Below are 14,452 nucleotides of genomic sequence, written 5' to 3' on the forward strand. Positions count from 1 at the left end.
GGGCACTGGTCCGGCAGCGCAGAGTTCTGTGCCCGTAGTGCGCGGACCGGACGGCGCGAAGGGTGCGTGCGGTGCGGGCGGGGGCGGGGAGGAGCACGACATGCCGGTGGAGCGACGGGACGAGGGCAACCTGGTCTTCGGCTATCTCGACACCGCGTCGGCGGACCTGTCGGGGGCCTTCGACACGGTCCTGGTCCGGGCCCGGGCGGGCGACGAGGGGTACACGGCCGACATGCGGCCGAGCCGCTTCGGTGCCCTGAGCGGCTGCGACATCAGCGGGGAGCAGGAGGTACGGGTGATGCCCCGGCCCTCCCCCGCGGCTCCCCGGCCGGGCCATCTCCTCGGTCTGCTCGTGTCGGGGCGCGGCGAGCTGGAGCAGGACGGGCGGCGGGCGGCGCTCGCGCCGGGCGACTTCGTGCTCTACACCGGCGCGCGGCCGTTCCGGCTCGAACTCGGCTCCTCGCACCGGTACTTCGTGCTGTCCCTGGACGCCGGCACGGGGGGACGGCTGGCGCGGGCGGACGGCGCGGTGACGGCCAACGCGGAGCTGCCGCGTTCGCCGAGCGGCCGGGTGCTCTCGGCCGTGCTCGGCGAACTGGCCGAGCGGGCGCACGGGTTCGGGCCGCTGGCGCGCCGGGACATGGGTGAGCACGTGTCGGCGATCCTGCGCACGCTGCTGCGCGAGGCGGACGGCTCGGGGCCGGCTTCCGGCACCGGTCCCGCGGGGACCCTGGAGCGGATCCTCGCGTACGTCGACGAGCGCCTCGCGGAGGACCTGTCGCCGGGGGCGATCGCGGCGGCGCACCACATCTCCGTACGTCATCTGCACGCGCTGTTCAGGGAGTCGGGCGTGACGGTGAGCGATCACGTGCGCCGGCGCCGCCTGGAGCGGATCCGCCGGGACCTCGTCGATCCCTCGCTCGCCCACCTGCCCGCGTACGTCCTCGCGGCGCGCAGGGGCCTCGGCGAGGCGAGTCACTTCAGCCGGGTGTTCCGGGCCGAGTTCGGTCTGTCGCCGCGGGCGGTACGGGAGCAGGCGCGCACCCGGCCGGAGCCGTGACCGCGCTCCCTGGTGCCGGACCCTTGGACACCCGATCGGCACACACCTACGATGCCGGTGATCACCGCCGCCGTACCGGCGGACGGCGCGACTCCGGGGGGATGAGCCCGTGGACCAGTACAACGTGCCCGTCGGGCCTGCGGCCGTGCGCGGGCCCCGCTACCGCTTCCGCGACCCCGCCGGTCCTGCCCTCGTCGCCCAGTGCCTGATCGCCACGTCGGCGCTCTCCGACGTGGCGATCATCGTGACCGGCCCCGACGCCCCCTGGCTCGAGGACGGGAGCGCGTACCTCGGTCTCCTCCAGATCACCTGCTGGATCTCGTTCCTGTTCTGGTTCCACCGCGCCCGCTGCAACGCCGAGGTGCTCGCCCCCGGCACCCACAAGTACTCCCCCGCCTTCTCCCTCGGCGCGTGGATCATCCCGCTCGCCATGTGGTGGCTGCCCCGGCGCATCACCCTGGACATCCGGCGTGCCGGCGGGCCGCCGCGCGACACCTGGCTGATCAACGCCTGGTGGTTCGTCTGGCTCTGCGACGGCCCGGTCTCGGTCGCGGTCCACCTCCTGGTGCTGCACCAGATCCAGTACGACAATCCGGTGGACCACGCCCTCGCCCTTCTGGACTCGATCCTGGTGATCGCCGTGATCCGCCGCGTGACCGCCGACCAGCCGGCCGGCCCGCTCCCGTACTTCAACATGACCTGAGGACCGGTCCGCACGCACGGGTGCCGCCGGCGCGGGTGGCGCCGACGGCACTCGGAGGTGGGCGGGGTCAGGGGCAGCTGACGCGGATGTCGCCCGGGTCGGTGGTGCAGGTGTCGGTGCCGGGGCCGCCGTTGGCGGTGTCGTTGCCGGAGACCCCGTCGGTGGTGGTGAGGCGGTCGTTGCCGTAGTAGCCGGTCAGGGTGTCGTTGCCCGGACCGCCGTTGAGGGTGTCGTCGCCGAAGCCGCCGTCGATGTTGTCGTTGCCGTAGCCGCCGTACACGGTGTCGTTGCCGTAGCTCGCGCGGATGGTGTCGTTGCCGCCGAGGCCGCAGATGACGTCGTTGCCGTAGCCGCCGTTCAGGGTGTCCGCGCCGCTGGTGCCGATGACCGTGCAGCCGAGGGCGTTGTTCACCGAGGTGGTCGCGGTGGCCGTGTTGCCGGAGGTCACCGGGTCCGGCTGGGTGGCGGTGGCGCTCGCCGTGTCCGTGAGCGTGCCGGTGGACCGGGGTTCGGCCGTCACCGTGACCGTCGCGGCGGCGCCCGGGGCGAGGGAGCCGAGGGCGCAGTTGGCGCCCGTCGCGGTGGTCGTGCAGGTGCCCTGCGAGGGGACGGCCGAGACGAGGGTCCCGCCGGCGCCGGAGAGCGTGTCCGTCAGGGTGACGCCGGTGGCGGTGGCGGTGGAGGAGGCGGCGTTGGTGACGGTCACCGTGTACGTGGCGCGGTCGCCGATGCTCACGGTGGCCGTACCGGACTTCGTCACCGACAGGTCGGCGTACGGCGGGGGCGGGGGCGTGCCGTCGCCGCCCTGGTAGCGGGCGAGGGCGAACTGGTAGCCCGCCCCGTAGCCGGCCGCGACGATCTTGCCGTCCGGCTGGACGAGCACGCCGCGGGCCTCGTCGTAGTCGTTGAAGCCGGTGACCACGAAGCCGCTGCGGCCGAAGCCGGTGTCGACGGTGCCGTTCGTCTGGAAGCGGACCAGGCCGAAGTCGTTGGCCTCGGCGCTGTTCGGGTCGTCGGCCCGGCCGGCGAGCACGATCTTGCCGTTCTGCTGGAGCGCCATGGCGTAGGCGGTGCCGCCGTCGCCCGGGGAGTTGACCGAGGTGCGCCCGCCCGTGCCGAAGCCGGTGTCGGGGGTGCCGTCCGCGTTGTAGCGGAGCAGGGCGTAGCCGAGGCCTCCGGAGCCCGCGGCGAGGATCTTTCCGTCGGACTGCACGGCCGCGGCGTTGCCGAACTCGGTGCCGCCGAAGTCGGCGGTGGCCATGCCGTCGCCGCTGAAGGTGGTGTCGAGGGTGCCGTTGGTGTTGTAGCGGGCCACGCCGATGTCGAAGGCGGTGTTGCCCACGTAGCCGACGGAGACGATCTTGCCGTCCGGCTGGAGGGCCATGCTCCGGGCGATGCCGCCGGCGTCCTGGGGCGAGGTGGGCGTGAAGCCCGCGACCACGGCCCCGTCGCCGCCGAGGGTGGGGTCGAGGGCTCCGTCGGTGCCGAGGCGCACGAGCGCGAAGCCGCCGCCCGCACCCTTGCCGACGGCGACGATCCTGCCGTCCGGCTGCACGGCGACGTCGGAGCCGTCCGCGGAGCCGCCGAACTCGTCGATCCGGACGAGGCCGCCGTCGCCGAAGCCCGTGTCGAGGCTGCCGTCGGTGTTGTAGCGGGCCACGGAGAAGAAGCAGCAGCCCCCGCCGGGGTCCGCGACCACCTCGGTGGTGCCGGCCACGACGATCTTGCCGTCCGAGGGCTGGATCGCGACGGCGTTGGCCGTGTGCGAGCCGCCGCCGAAGTCGCTGGTCGTCGTGCCGCCGCTGCCGAAGGCGGGGTCGAGGGCGCCGCTCGTGGTGTAGCGGGCGAGCGCGAAACCGGCCTCGCTCGTGCCCACCACGACCAGCTTCCCGTCGGCCTGCCGGGCGATGTCGTGGCCCTCGGCGGTCCCGGTGATGGGGGTCGTCACGCGGCCGTCGGGCCCGAAGGTCGGGTCCAGGTCGCCGGGGGCCGCGAAGGCGGTGCCGGGCAGGGCGAGGACGAGCGCGAGCCCGAGCGCGACCGGCACTCCGGCCCTCCCGCCCGGTCCGCGGCGCCGGGCCGCCGGTCTGAGAAGTGCGTGGGGCATGGGTGGACGAACCTCCGTCTTCGCAGGTGAACAGGGATCGGCGCCCAGCTTCGACCCCCCGCGCCGCGCCCCCGCGCGAACCGTGCCGCGCTGCGCCCCACTGGCCCCCGGGGAACCACCCTCGCGGGGGAGCGCGCGGGGGCGTCCCCGGCGCCGGTGACGGCCGGGGCACCGCGTACCCTCGCCTGCGACGGTTGCGGGACGGACAGTGGGCAGGAAACGGAAGATGACTGAGGCGCCCGGACGGGGTGCGGGGTCCGGTGACGAGGACGGGGCGCGGTCCGCGACCGTGCGCGTGTTCGTCGCGCTCGCCCCGCCCGACGACGCGAAGGACGAGCTGGCGCGCGCACTGCGCCCCGCCTACGAGGCGTACCCGCGCATGCGGTGGAACCGGATCGAGGACTGGCACATCACGCTGGCGTTCCTCGGGGAGCTCCCGGTGGAGACCGTCCCCCTCCTGCGGCCGCCGCTGGCGGAGATCGCGGCGCAGCGGAAGCCCCTGGAGCTTTCGCTGCGCGGCGGCGGGCACTTCGACGACCGGGTGCTGTGGAGCGGGATCGACGGCGACATGGACGGACTGCACGCGCTCGCCACCGAGGTGCGGACGGTCGTCAAGGAGTGCGGGATCCCCTTCGAGGACCGGCCGCTGCGCCCCCATCTGACGCTCGCCCGCGCCCGCCGCGACGATCCGACGTCCGTGGCGGAGGCGGCCGCCGGGCTCGCCGGCTTCACCGGCCGGCGGTGGCCCGCCGAGCGCCTCCACCTCGTCGGCAGCAACTACGGTCGCGGCCCCGGCCCGATCCGCTACCGCGACATCGAGGCCTGGTCCTTCGCCCGGCGGTAGCCGTGGGTGCGGCACTCGCGGGTGAAGCCCAGCGAGCCGTACAGCTTCGCGGCCGGGAGGTTCTCGGCGTCGTGGTTGACCGTCACGCGCCGCAGACCGCCTTCCGCCATGCGCCGCATGGACTCGGTCATGACCGCCCGCGCCAGGCCGAGGCGGCGGAAGGCCTCGTGGGTGCCGACGGGCTCGAAGTGGCCGAGGCCGTTGCGTTCGTCGGACCAGTACACGGTGTACGCGCCGACGCGCCCGTCCGGGGCCTCGGCCACGATCTCGTGGGCCGGGTCGTAGCCGGGCCGGGTCATCATCCCGTCCCGGTAGGCCGTGCCGGTCCAGTCGGAGCCGAACGAGGCGTTGCGCGCCTCGGCCAGGGCGTCGGCGTCGGCGAGGGTGGCGGACCGGACGGTGAACCCCTCGGGCACCACGAGGGGAGGGAGCCCGGTCAGGTCGCGGGTGTTCACGTCGTCCCAGACCCGGAAGTACGCGAAGCCCAGTTCGTCCAGCAGACGGGCGCGGGTCGTGTCGGTCTCGAAGAGATCGGTGAGGACGTGCTCCTCGCCGTCCGCCATGTGCCGGGCGGTGGTGTCGGCCGCGAAGGCCAGCATCACGCGCTCGGCGTCGGTGCCGCGCAGCTCCGGAGCGCAGAACGCGTCGAACGCCGCGCCGAACCGCAGGCAGATCGTGACGCCCCCGACGCGGCCGTCGTGCCCGTGTTCCCAGACGTGCACGAGGTCGCCGACGGGCGGGCCGCCGCGCAGGTTGTCGTACACGCGGTGCGGAAGCTCGCCCACGTGGTCGTAGGCGTCGCGGCCGGCGGTGGCGATCCACTCCGCCACGGTGCTCTGGAGGCGGGGCATGTCGGAGTGGCGGAACGGGCGGGGCGTGAACATGATCGTCTTATACGCGGGCCCCTCGGGCCGGTACAAGCGAGTTTCCGCCCGGGCGGGAAGAGCGGCCGGGGTCAGCGGCCGTACAGGTCGCGGCAGAGGTCGGCCGCGCCCATGGGGGCCTGCATGGACTCCGCCTGGTGGCAGAGGCGGCGCATCTCGGACGGGCGGGCGTCCGTCGACCGGTGCGGGCGGGCGGGGGCGGGGACGGACCGGTTCTTCTGCGGGGAGCGGGGGGTGGCCCTAGGGCCGGTCCTCCTGCCCGAGGGCTTCCTGGGCCTGTTCGCCTCGGCATGCGGGCGGTTCGGGGCCGGCCTCGCCGGCCTCTGGGCGCGTGGCCGGCGTGCGGCCGGTTCCCCGGCGGCCGCGCCGACCGCCTGCGGGCCGGGAGTCCGGGTCGGGCCGGGGTCCGGCCGGGACTCCGGTCGTGAATCCGGTCGGGGTTCGGTGGTGGTGAGGGCCTCACGCGGGGCGGGCTCCGGAGGCGCCGACCACGTGGGAGGCGTGGCGGGAAGGGGCGCGGGGGGCCGGTCGGCGGCCGGGGCGAGGGCGCCCGGGCGGGTCGGTGGGGCCGGGGCGGGACCGTGCGGGACGGCCACGCATCCGGCGGCGAGGAGGGCGATGAGCAGGAGCGACGTGGTGCGGCGGGGGTGCATGGGAGTCACGGTGCCCGAGCCCCGGGGCGTGGGGACGGCGGCTCGGCCGAGTCCACCGTGACGAGTGAATCGCCGATGTCCGTGGACGGAGCGCCGCCGTCGCTCTGGTCGCCCTGGCCGGTTCAGGGCCGGGGCCGGACAAATCCGTGGCGGGCCCGCGCGTTCCCGGACGAGGATGAGCGCATGAATGATCATCCTGAGCGCTGGAGCCGTGCGACCGTCTACCCCGACATGTGGACGGACCCGGCCGACGACCCTCGTGAGACCGACGGCGACGGTCCGGAGGGGGAGCTCGCGACGTTGCGGGACTTCCTCTCCGGCTACCGTCTGACCCTGCGGATGAAGTGCGAGGGGCTGGACGCGGAGCAGTTGGCCCGTCGTTCGGTTCCGCCGTCGACGATGTCGCTGCTCGGTCTGGTCCGGCACCTCGCCGAGGTGGAGCGGGACTGGATCACCTGGATCACCGGGGAACCGCTGCCGAAGGTGTACGGCGAGCGCGACGCGGACTTCCACGGCGCCGTCGCCGACCAGGCGGTGGTCGACGCCGCGTACGCCGATCTGGAGCGCGAGCAGGCCGCGGCCGACGCCGCGCTCGCCGGCCACCTCGACCTGGGCGAGCGGCTCCCGAAGGACGGGATCGCGGTGCGCGAGCTGATGGTGCACCGCGTCGAGGAGTACGCCCGCCACTGCGGGCATGCCGACCTGCTGCGCGAGTGCGTCGACGGGCGGGTCGGCCAGTAACCGCGGGGCATCTCCCCCGGTCCCCTGGCCGCCGGTGCCACCGGCGGCCAGGGTGGTGGTGTCACCGGACCGTGAGGACGGCTGCCAGTGCCTCGGCCGTGGCGGGGTGGGCGGCGAGGAGGGCCGCGCCCGGCCCGGCCGGGTCCGGCGCGTCCGTCGCGGTCCATCCCTGCGGACAGCCGAGGAGCTCCGCGAGGGCGTCGCAGGTCGCCGGATGGGCGGGGAGGAGTACCGCTCCCCGGGGGGCGGCGGCGGTGGGGAGGACAGGCGGCGCGGCCGGCTGCCGGTGCCAGGGCGGGACCCAGGTGTCCAGGGCCGCGAGCCGGGCCGGGAAGATCCGTCCCGCCTCGCGGATGAGCAGCGGGGCCAGCTCCGCGGCGTTCGAGCGGAGGGTCGTGATGAGCGCCGGGAGCCAGGGCAGCAGCACGGCGTCCGGCAGGCGCCCGAAGGCGTTCGACACGGCCTCCACCACCACGTCCGCGAGGCCCGGCACCGGCTCCAGGGCGTGGACGAAGCCGCTGAGGTAGCGCGGGTAGGAGGGCACGACCAGGGGGTTGGCGAGGAGTCCGTCGCAGCGGGCCCGCAGCTCGCCCCGGGAGAGCGTGCCCAGGTGGACCTGCGCCGCCCACAGCAGGGCCGTCTTCGCCGGGTCCCGGGGGTGCGCCTGGGCGACCGCCAGTTCCAGCTGGGTCCTGTCGCAGCCCAGGGACAGCGCCAGGCCCTCCATGCTGAACAGGAAGCCCAGCATCGCCGCGACCTGCCCCACCGTCGCGTCCTCGTCGCGGAACGCCGTCGGCAGCAGCGTGCAGTAGTGCGCGTACCCGGTTCTGACGAAGGACTCGATCCAGGGCGGCAGCACCGGCTCGCTGGTGCGGTAGTACGCGAGGAGCCCGCGCACCCGGCGCAGGACCTCGGGCGCCCCGTCGACCGTGCGCTCCCCCGCCAGGACGTCGAGGGCGCGGGCGCCGAGCTCCTCGGCGAGGCGCCGGCCGCCCAGGTAAAGCGTGGCGTCCTCGACGGCCGCGAGGACCTCGGCGGTCGTCGCCCGCGGCCCGTACGCGGTGCGGCGCAGGCGCTGCTCCAGGACCTGTTCGAGGCTCACGCCCTCGTAGCCGAGTTCGATGAGCGCCCGTTGGTGGGTGCCGAGGGCGAGGTCCCAGGACTCCTGGATCGACCGCTCGCCGAGCCGCCGCTCCCCCATGACGGGCCGGGCGGCGCCGGGCGGCATCAGGCGGCGCAGCATCCACAGGACGTCCGAGCAGGCCCGCAGTTCCGGCCGGGAGGTCATGTCGAGCAGGGCCCGGCGCACCCCGCGCTGCTGGAGGTTCAGCTCCAGCGGTGCCAGGCGGTCGTGGACGTCGCGGGCCAGCGGCGGCAGCGCCTCGTAGCCGACCTGGCCGATGCGGTCGCCGCCCATCATGTTCTCGACGAGGCGGCGCACGTCGCGGCGCCCGGGCACGCTGTCCTTCTCGATGCAGGTGACCGCGGCGTCCTGGAAGTCGTACGGCGTGGGCTTGGCCCGGTCCCGCATCCCGGCGAGGAGGATCGACGTCTCGAAGACGGCGATCGCGTCGGCGGTGGAGGCGAGGTAGCCGCCCCGGCGGGCGGCGCGGACGATGTCCACGGACCAGCCGAGCAGTTCGGTCTCGTCGAGGGCGTCGAGGACCGGCGGCTTCTGGAGGAAGCCGGAGAGGCGGTCCTCGGCCGGTGCCCCGGCGGCGGGAAGGGCGGTCGGTGCGACGGCCTTCGCCCCCGTGCGCTCCGTCCCGGCCTGGCCGTCCAGGCGGTACGGCTTCACCCGGGTGCGCTTGAGGTTCTTCGTCCACTGCGTCGCCGCGATCGACACGGAGCCGGAGGCGAGGCCGAACTGCGCCTCGATCGCGGCGTTGCTGGAGGGGATCAGGCCGTACTGCCAGGTCGTGGCCGTGCGAGGGGTGATCTCGAAGCCGTCGGCACCGTGCACGCCGAACTCCTCGACGCGGCTGGCCGCGTGGAAGGCGCCGCAGACGTACAGGCAGTCCGCCGGGTCGGTGCCGGTGGCGGCCAGGTGCGCGCGCATCCGGGTCCACATGTGGCGCTCGCGGTCCTCGTCGACGCGGACGCGGTCCCCGTCCCCCGGTGCGAGCCGCCGGAACAGGCTGCCGATGAGGAACATGACCTGGCGGTAGGTGTCGTGGTCGCTGTCGCCGAGCGGTATCTCGACGTACTGGTGCCACCACTCCGACCAGTGCCGCACCTTGCCGTGGCGCAGCAGGTGCTCCTCCAGTTCGGCGAAGCGCGGCCGCAGGTCGCCGATCTCGACGCCGACGGCCTCGCCGTGGAGCGCGGCCCCGGTGTCGCCCTCCTCGCGGGCGTCCGGTTCGTCGGCGCGCTCGTGCCGGGGGTCCCACTGGAAGACGTGGTCGGAGGAGCGGTCGACGAGGACCAGTTCCACGCCGGGGGTGTCGAGGGCGTAGGCGATGGCCTGGTATTCGGCGGAGGCCTCGGTGATCGGGGCGACGACGGACAGCGGCGCCCAGTCGGCCGGGAAGCCGTCGATGTCGCTGGCGAAGGCCTGCACGGCCACCGGCAGCCGGCAGTTGCGCAGCTCGGTGAGGAGCGGCGTCATGTCCTCGCACAGCTCCAGGTAGACGACCTTGGGCTGCTTCTCGCGCAGCCGGCGGGCCATGGCGAGGGCGGAGGCGGGCGAGTGGTGGCAGACGGGGAAGATCTCCAGCGGTTCCGCCACGGCTCGGTCGACGTCGTCGACCAGGCCGAGGAGGATGCCTTCCAGGGCGTCCGGCCCGTCGGCGAACTCGGCCGCCGCCTCGTGCAGTCGACCGCGCAGGGCGGTGAACGGGGTCCCGGTCACGACAGCTTCGCGATCGCCTCGCGGCCGCCTTCGAGGAACTCGGGCCATGAGCCGCCCTCCTCCTTGCCGCGCGGTTCGACGACGCCGTGCAGGTACTTGTTGAGGATGGCCAGGTCCTCCGGCTCGCGCCGGGCGAGCGTGCCGACCAGCGAGGCGGCGAGGGCGCGGGCGGTCAGGGTGCGCTCGCCGAAGAAGTTGCTGTGCAGGATCGAGTCCTCCAGGACGCCGATCTGCTCGGCGGTCGAGAGGGCGGACTCCAGCTTCTCGTCGTCGCTGCCGGCCGCGGCGGCGGAGGCCCGCAGGTCGGCGAAGCTCTGGAGGAGGACGTCGAGGAGGGTCGGCGGCACGTCCAGTTCGATGGCGTGGCGGCGCAGCAGCTCCTCGGTGCGGAAGCGGACGATCTCGGCCTCGCTCTTCTTGTTCGTCACGACCGGGATGCGGACGAAGTTGAACCGGCGCTTGAGCGCGGACGAGAGGTCGTTGACGCCGCGGTCGCGGCTGTTGGCGGTGGCGATGACCGAGAAGCCGGGCTTGGCGAAGACGATGTTCTCGCCGTCGGCTCCGTCGAGTTCGGGGACGGAGATGTACTTCTCGGAGAGGATCGAGATGAGCGCGTCCTGGACGTCGCTGGTGGAGCGGGTCAGCTCCTCGAAGCGGCCGATGGTGCCGGTCTCCATGGCGGTCATGATCGGCGAGGGGATCATCGACTGGCGGGACTGGCCCTTGGCGATGACCATCGACACGTTCCAGGAGTACTTGATGTGGTCCTCGGTCGTGCCGGCCGTGCCCTGGACGACCTGCGTGGAGTTGCGGCTGATCGCGGCCGCGAGGAGCTCGGCGAGCCAGCTCTTGCCGGTGCCGGGGTCGCCGATGAGGAGCAGGCCGCGGTCGGAGGCGAGGGTGACGATGGAGCGCTCGACGAAGCTGCGGTCGCCGAACCACTTCTGCGCCACCTCCCGGTCGAGGCCGTCGGCGCGCTCGGAGCCGAGGATGAACAGGCGGACCATCTTCGGGGACAGGCGCCAGGAGAAGGGCTTGGGGTTGTCGTCGATCGACTCCAGCCAGTCGAGTTCCTCGGCGTACTTGATCTCGGCGGGGGCGCGGAGCAGGTCGGACATGCGGAGGGCCTTTCGGTAGCGGTGGGCGGGGGCCTGAGCCGGCGCTCAGGTGAGGAACGTCTTGAGTTCGTGCACGAGCCTGTCGATGTGGCCGGAGATCACCGGGGTGCCGAGCGCCTTGAAGCGCTCCCGGAACCAGGGGTTGACCTCCTGGCGGCCGGAGCTGGTCACCGAGCCCACGGGGATGAACCGCACCCCGGAGCGGTGGACCTCCTCGATGCCCTCGAACAGCGGCTGCGAGCGGCTGAACTCGTAGAAGTCGGAGATCCAGACCATCACGGTGTTCTTCGGCTCGGCGATCTTCGGCCTGGCCATGGCCATCGCCACCGGTCCGTCGTTGCCGCCGCCGAGGTTGGTGCGCAGCAGCACGTCGAAGGGGTCGCGCACCCAGGGCGTGAGGTCGATCGCGCGGGTGTCGTACGCGATGAGGTGGACGTCGACCTTGGGCAGTCCGGCGAAGATCGAGGCGAGGATGGTGCAGTTGACCATCGAGTCGACCATGGACCCCGACTGGTCGACGACGACGATCAGCCGCTGGGGCGTGGTCCTGCGGGCGGTGTGCCGGTAGTAGAGGCGGTCGACGTAGAGCCGCTCCTCCTCCGGGCTCCAGTTGGTGAGGTTCTTCCAGATGGTGCGGTCGAGGTCGAGGTTCCGGAAGACGCGCTTGGGCGGGACCGAGCGGTCGAGCTCGCCGGTGGTGGCCTTCTCGACCTGCGTACGGAGCACCTGGGCGACCTCGTCGACGTACCGCCTGATCAGCGCCTTGGCGTTGGCCAGGGCCACGCCGGAGAGGTTGCCCTTGTCGCGCAGCAGCTGCTCGATCAGGGACATGCTGGGGGTGAGCCGGGCGGCCAGGGCGGGATCGGCCAGCACCTCGCGCAGGTGCATGCGCTGGACGAGGTCGGCCTCGATGGCGCCGAGTTCGGTTCCGAGGCCGCCGCCGGTGAGGGCCGCGCCCGCCGTCTTCCCGCCGCGGAGCCCGCCGGGCGGGCAGCCGAGCGCGCGCTCCAGCCAGCCCGCGTCCGACTGCCAGCGGGCGAGCTGCCCGGCGGAGACGGTGCCGGAGCCGGTGGCGAAGACGTTCAGCAGCAGCTTCGACGCGAGCGCGGCGCGCCGGACCTCGGCGGCGCGGTCGCGCTCCCCGTCCGCTTCCGGCTCCGGGGCCATCAGGCCGTCGAACTCCCCTGCCAGCTCGGGGTGGCGCTGGACGACGGAGTCCACGGAGGCGCCCGGGTCGAGCAGCGCGGACGGCAGCCCGATGTCCTCGACGACGGCGAGGCTCGCCGCTTCCAGGCCGGCCTGCTCCTCGGGGTCGAAGAGCCGGGCGAGGAGCCTCCAGTAGAGGACCTGCCGCCGGTTGACGTCGGGGTCGGGGCCGTCCGGCACCGCCGGCACGGGGCCGGTCGCGGCGGTGGAGCCGGTCGCGGCGGTGGAGCCGGTCGCGGCGGTGGAGCCGGTCGCGGCGGTGGAGCCGGCAGGACCGCTCACGCCGGTCTGGGCGGGCAACCCGGTCTGGGCGGGCACCCCGGCCGAGGCCGTGCCGTCGGCCGTGCCGGTCGGGAAGGTCGTCTCGTTCATGAGCGCAGCAGCTTTCCGGCTCGTTCGCGCAGGGCGGCGACCGCGTCGGTGGCGGCCTTCTCCGCGCGGACTCCGGCCTTGTCGGTGGTGCCGCCGGCCCAGGCGCCCGCGTGGACGGCGACGGTCTTCTTGCGGACGGTCGTCTCGACGGCGAGCGGCTGGAGGAGGAACGCTCCGGCGTCCCAGCGGAGGAGGCCCAGGCAGGCGCCGGACGCGGCGACGGCCTCCGGGGTGAGGGGGCCGGCGGCCGGTGCGCGGTCGGTGTCGACGGCCAGTCGGTGGCCCGCGAGCGTGAACGTCAGCGTCCCGTCGTCCGCGTGCTCCGCCGCGTACCCCTCCAGGAGGACGGGCACGGCGAGCCGTACGGGGTGGCGGTCCAGCGGGGCGGTGGCGGGGTCGGTCGCGGTGGCGAGGGCGACGCGGGCGGTGGCGAAGGGGTCGGCGGGCTCTCCCGTACGGGCGTGCTCGTCGTCCCAGAGGAGGTCGCCCTCCTCGGTGACGGGCATGGCATCGAGCTCCATGGCGCGGCCCTCGCTCAGGGCGGCGAGGAGCGACATGCGCGGCCGGAGCAGCTGCCAGAGCCCGGCGCCGACGACGGTGTCGGTCTTGGGCGCGGACACCGAGGCCCGGACCAGGCGCGGTGGCGCCCCGTCGGCCGGTTCGAACACCGCGTGGACCTGGGCCTGTACGGCGGTCGCGTGCTCCTGCACGTCGGCGCCGAGGGGCAGCAGGCGGCCGGTCGCGGTGGACACGGCGGGCGTGCGGGCGGCTCCGGGCAGGGTCAGCAGGAGGGCGCGCGCCCACAGGTCGGCCCAGCGGCGCACCGGGACGCGCTCCAGGGCGACCCCCGGGCAGGAGGCGGCGAGTTCGGCGGCGAAGCCGTCGAGGAGCGTCGCCTGCCGGCGGAGCGCGGGGTCCGGCAGCATCGCGGAGACCACGGGTGCGGCGGCGCCGACGAGCTCGTGGTCGATGCCCCGCCAGCCCGCGCGGGCGAGGTCGCACAGCCAGGCGCGGGCGGCGGACAGGACGTTCGCCGCGGGCGCCTCCCCGCCGGTGGTCCCCGGCGGCTGTTCGGCGGCGGGGCGGCCGGTGATATCCGCGGCGCGGGCCGTCAGGGCGTCGTGGACGGAGCCCATGAGGGCGGTGCGGGCGGCGGCGAGCGCGACGAAGTGGTCCTCGCCCGCGGTGCCGGCCGCGGTCTTGTCGGCGGCCTCGGCGACGAGGGAGGCGAGCGGTGTGCCGGCGAGGGCGGCCACGAACGTGGCGAGCCCCTCGGTCCGGTCGGGCCGCGGGCGGAGCAGGCCGGCGACGAGCACCTCGTCGAAGGCGTCCACGGCGGCCAGTGCCTCGTCGAGTCCGTCGACGGGGTCGTCGAGCAGGTCCGTACGCATCAGGCGACCGCCCTCGTCGGCGGGAACCACTGCATCTCGGGCAACGGCGCGGTGACCGGCTCCAGTTCGAGGTAGGCGAGGTGCCGCAGGAAGCGGCTGAACACCGGGGCGGCGGCGGAGGTGTCGCCCTGCGCGGGACGGGTGGCGGCCATCGCCGTGACGAGCGCGGCGGCGTCGGGCTCGGCGTCCGGGGTGTCGGCCTTCAGGTAGCGGGCGACGCGCCGCGCGCCGTACTGGAGGACGGCCTCGGTGACGAGCGCGCGGATGTGGTTGCAGAACGAGCCGCGCGCGCCGCCGCAGGGGCGGTTGTTGTTGGTGCTGCACGCGAACGCGTACGTACCGGCGGCGATCGAGGACACGTACACGCGCCCGATGTCGGAGCCGCTGGACACCACGCCCTGCAACCGCCCGTCGGCCAGCTCGACGAACGGCACCTTGGCAAGCTTCCGCGGCCGCGCGGGCGGTACCACCCGCGCCGCGCTCGACCTCTCCCAGACCGGCAACGCACTTCTCCCATGCACG

The 14,452-nt window shown here is 74.3% G+C and carries 12 protein-coding genes; 4 read left to right on the forward strand and 8 right to left on the reverse strand.

Going from position 1 to position 14,452, the window contains the following annotated elements; genetic code table 11:
- The first annotated feature begins 100 nt into the window (after nt 1-100).
- The gene (locus tag ACH4TP_RS23205) at nt 101-1,060 is read left to right on the forward strand and encodes a helix-turn-helix domain-containing protein (RefSeq protein WP_398438994.1); all 960 of its coding nucleotides are present in this window, start codon (nt 101-103) and stop codon (nt 1,058-1,060) included.
- Nucleotides 1,061-1,169: 109 nt separating this feature from the next.
- Nucleotides 1,170-1,763, forward strand: a complete 594-nt coding sequence (locus tag ACH4TP_RS23210) for a DUF4328 domain-containing protein (protein WP_398438995.1) — start codon at nt 1,170-1,172, stop codon at nt 1,761-1,763.
- A gap of 67 nt (nt 1,764-1,830) precedes the next feature.
- Here the strand turns inward: ACH4TP_RS23210 and ACH4TP_RS23215 are convergent, their stop codons facing one another.
- Nucleotides 1,831-3,870, reverse strand: coding sequence for a calcium-binding protein (locus ACH4TP_RS23215; RefSeq protein ID WP_398438996.1), 2,040 nt, complete (start codon nt 3,868-3,870; stop codon nt 1,831-1,833).
- A gap of 226 nt (nt 3,871-4,096) precedes the next feature.
- On the opposite strand from ACH4TP_RS23215, the gene thpR reads away from it, so the two are divergent.
- Nucleotides 4,097-4,714, forward strand: coding sequence for an RNA 2',3'-cyclic phosphodiesterase (gene thpR, locus ACH4TP_RS23220; RefSeq protein WP_398438997.1), 618 nt, complete (start codon nt 4,097-4,099; stop codon nt 4,712-4,714).
- On the opposite strand, the gene ACH4TP_RS23225 is transcribed toward thpR, so the two are convergent.
- A complete protein-coding gene (locus ACH4TP_RS23225) occupies nt 4,675-5,598 on the reverse strand; it encodes a GNAT family N-acetyltransferase (RefSeq protein ID WP_398438998.1) in 924 nt (307 codons plus the stop codon). The genes thpR and ACH4TP_RS23225 overlap by 40 nt on opposite strands.
- Before the next feature lie 71 nt (nt 5,599-5,669).
- Complete coding sequence (locus ACH4TP_RS23230; RefSeq protein ID WP_398185072.1) at nt 5,670-6,251, reverse strand: hypothetical protein; 582 nt, start codon at nt 6,249-6,251, stop codon at nt 5,670-5,672.
- 183 nt (nt 6,252-6,434) lie between these two features.
- Between ACH4TP_RS23230 and ACH4TP_RS23235 the strand changes: the two genes are divergently transcribed.
- Entirely contained in the window at nt 6,435-6,992 is a 558-nt protein-coding gene (locus tag ACH4TP_RS23235; RefSeq protein WP_389235765.1) for a DUF664 domain-containing protein, read from the forward strand.
- Between the two features lie 61 nt (nt 6,993-7,053).
- Here the strand turns inward: ACH4TP_RS23235 and ACH4TP_RS23240 are convergent, their stop codons facing one another.
- Genes ACH4TP_RS23240 through ACH4TP_RS23260 form a run of 5 tightly spaced genes read right to left on the reverse strand, consistent with a single transcriptional unit; the run spans nt 7,054 to nt 14,433 of the window.
- Entirely contained in the window at nt 7,054-9,891 is a 2,838-nt protein-coding gene (locus tag ACH4TP_RS23240; protein ID WP_398438999.1) for a hypothetical protein, read from the reverse strand.
- Nucleotides 9,840-10,961 (reverse strand): AAA family ATPase, encoded by a 1,122-nt coding sequence (locus ACH4TP_RS23245; RefSeq protein WP_398439000.1) that lies wholly within the window; start codon nt 10,959-10,961, stop codon nt 9,840-9,842. The genes ACH4TP_RS23240 and ACH4TP_RS23245 overlap by 52 nt, the downstream gene beginning before the upstream one ends.
- A 45-nt stretch (nt 10,962-11,006) precedes the next feature.
- Nucleotides 11,007-12,539 carry a VWA domain-containing protein gene (locus ACH4TP_RS23250; RefSeq protein ID WP_398439001.1) on the reverse strand — a complete coding sequence of 511 codons (1,533 nt, stop codon included), beginning with the start codon at nt 12,537-12,539 and terminating at the stop codon, nt 11,007-11,009.
- On the reverse strand, nt 12,536-13,960 hold the full coding sequence (locus ACH4TP_RS23255) for a hypothetical protein (protein ID WP_398185057.1): 1,425 nt from the start codon (nt 13,958-13,960) through the stop codon (nt 12,536-12,538). The genes ACH4TP_RS23250 and ACH4TP_RS23255 overlap by 4 nt, the downstream gene beginning before the upstream one ends.
- Entirely contained in the window at nt 13,930-14,433 is a 504-nt protein-coding gene (locus ACH4TP_RS23260; RefSeq protein ID WP_398185054.1) for a hypothetical protein, read from the reverse strand. Before ACH4TP_RS23260 ends, ACH4TP_RS23255 begins: the two co-directional genes overlap by 31 nt.
- Nucleotides 14,434-14,452: the final 19 nt, after the last annotated feature.

Source organism: Streptomyces sp. NPDC021012, assembly GCF_044333355.1.
GTDB lineage: Bacteria > Actinomycetota > Actinomycetes > Streptomycetales > Streptomycetaceae > Streptomyces.

Bases quoted from the DNA above. Each gene is read 5' to 3' on its own strand.
- ACH4TP_RS23205 (WP_398438994.1), top strand. From the start codon at position 101: ATGCCGGTGGAGCGACGGGACGAGGGCAACCTGGTCTTCGGCTATCTC.
- ACH4TP_RS23215 (WP_398438996.1), bottom strand. From the start codon at position 3,870: ATGCCCCACGCACTTCTCAGACCGGCGGCCCGGCGCCGCGGACCGGGC.
- thpR (WP_398438997.1), top strand. From the start codon at position 4,097: ATGACTGAGGCGCCCGGACGGGGTGCGGGGTCCGGTGACGAGGACGGG.
- ACH4TP_RS23225 (WP_398438998.1), bottom strand. From the start codon at position 5,598: ATGTTCACGCCCCGCCCGTTCCGCCACTCCGACATGCCCCGCCTCCAG.
- ACH4TP_RS23230 (WP_398185072.1), bottom strand. From the start codon at position 6,251: ATGCACCCCCGCCGCACCACGTCGCTCCTGCTCATCGCCCTCCTCGCC.
- ACH4TP_RS23235 (WP_389235765.1), top strand. From the start codon at position 6,435: ATGAATGATCATCCTGAGCGCTGGAGCCGTGCGACCGTCTACCCCGAC.
- ACH4TP_RS23240 (WP_398438999.1), bottom strand. From the start codon at position 9,891: ATGGCCCGAGTTCCTCGAAGGCGGCCGCGAGGCGATCGCGAAGCTGTC.
- ACH4TP_RS23245 (WP_398439000.1), bottom strand. From the start codon at position 10,961: ATGTCCGACCTGCTCCGCGCCCCCGCCGAGATCAAGTACGCCGAGGAA.
- ACH4TP_RS23250 (WP_398439001.1), bottom strand. From the start codon at position 12,539: ATGAACGAGACGACCTTCCCGACCGGCACGGCCGACGGCACGGCCTCG.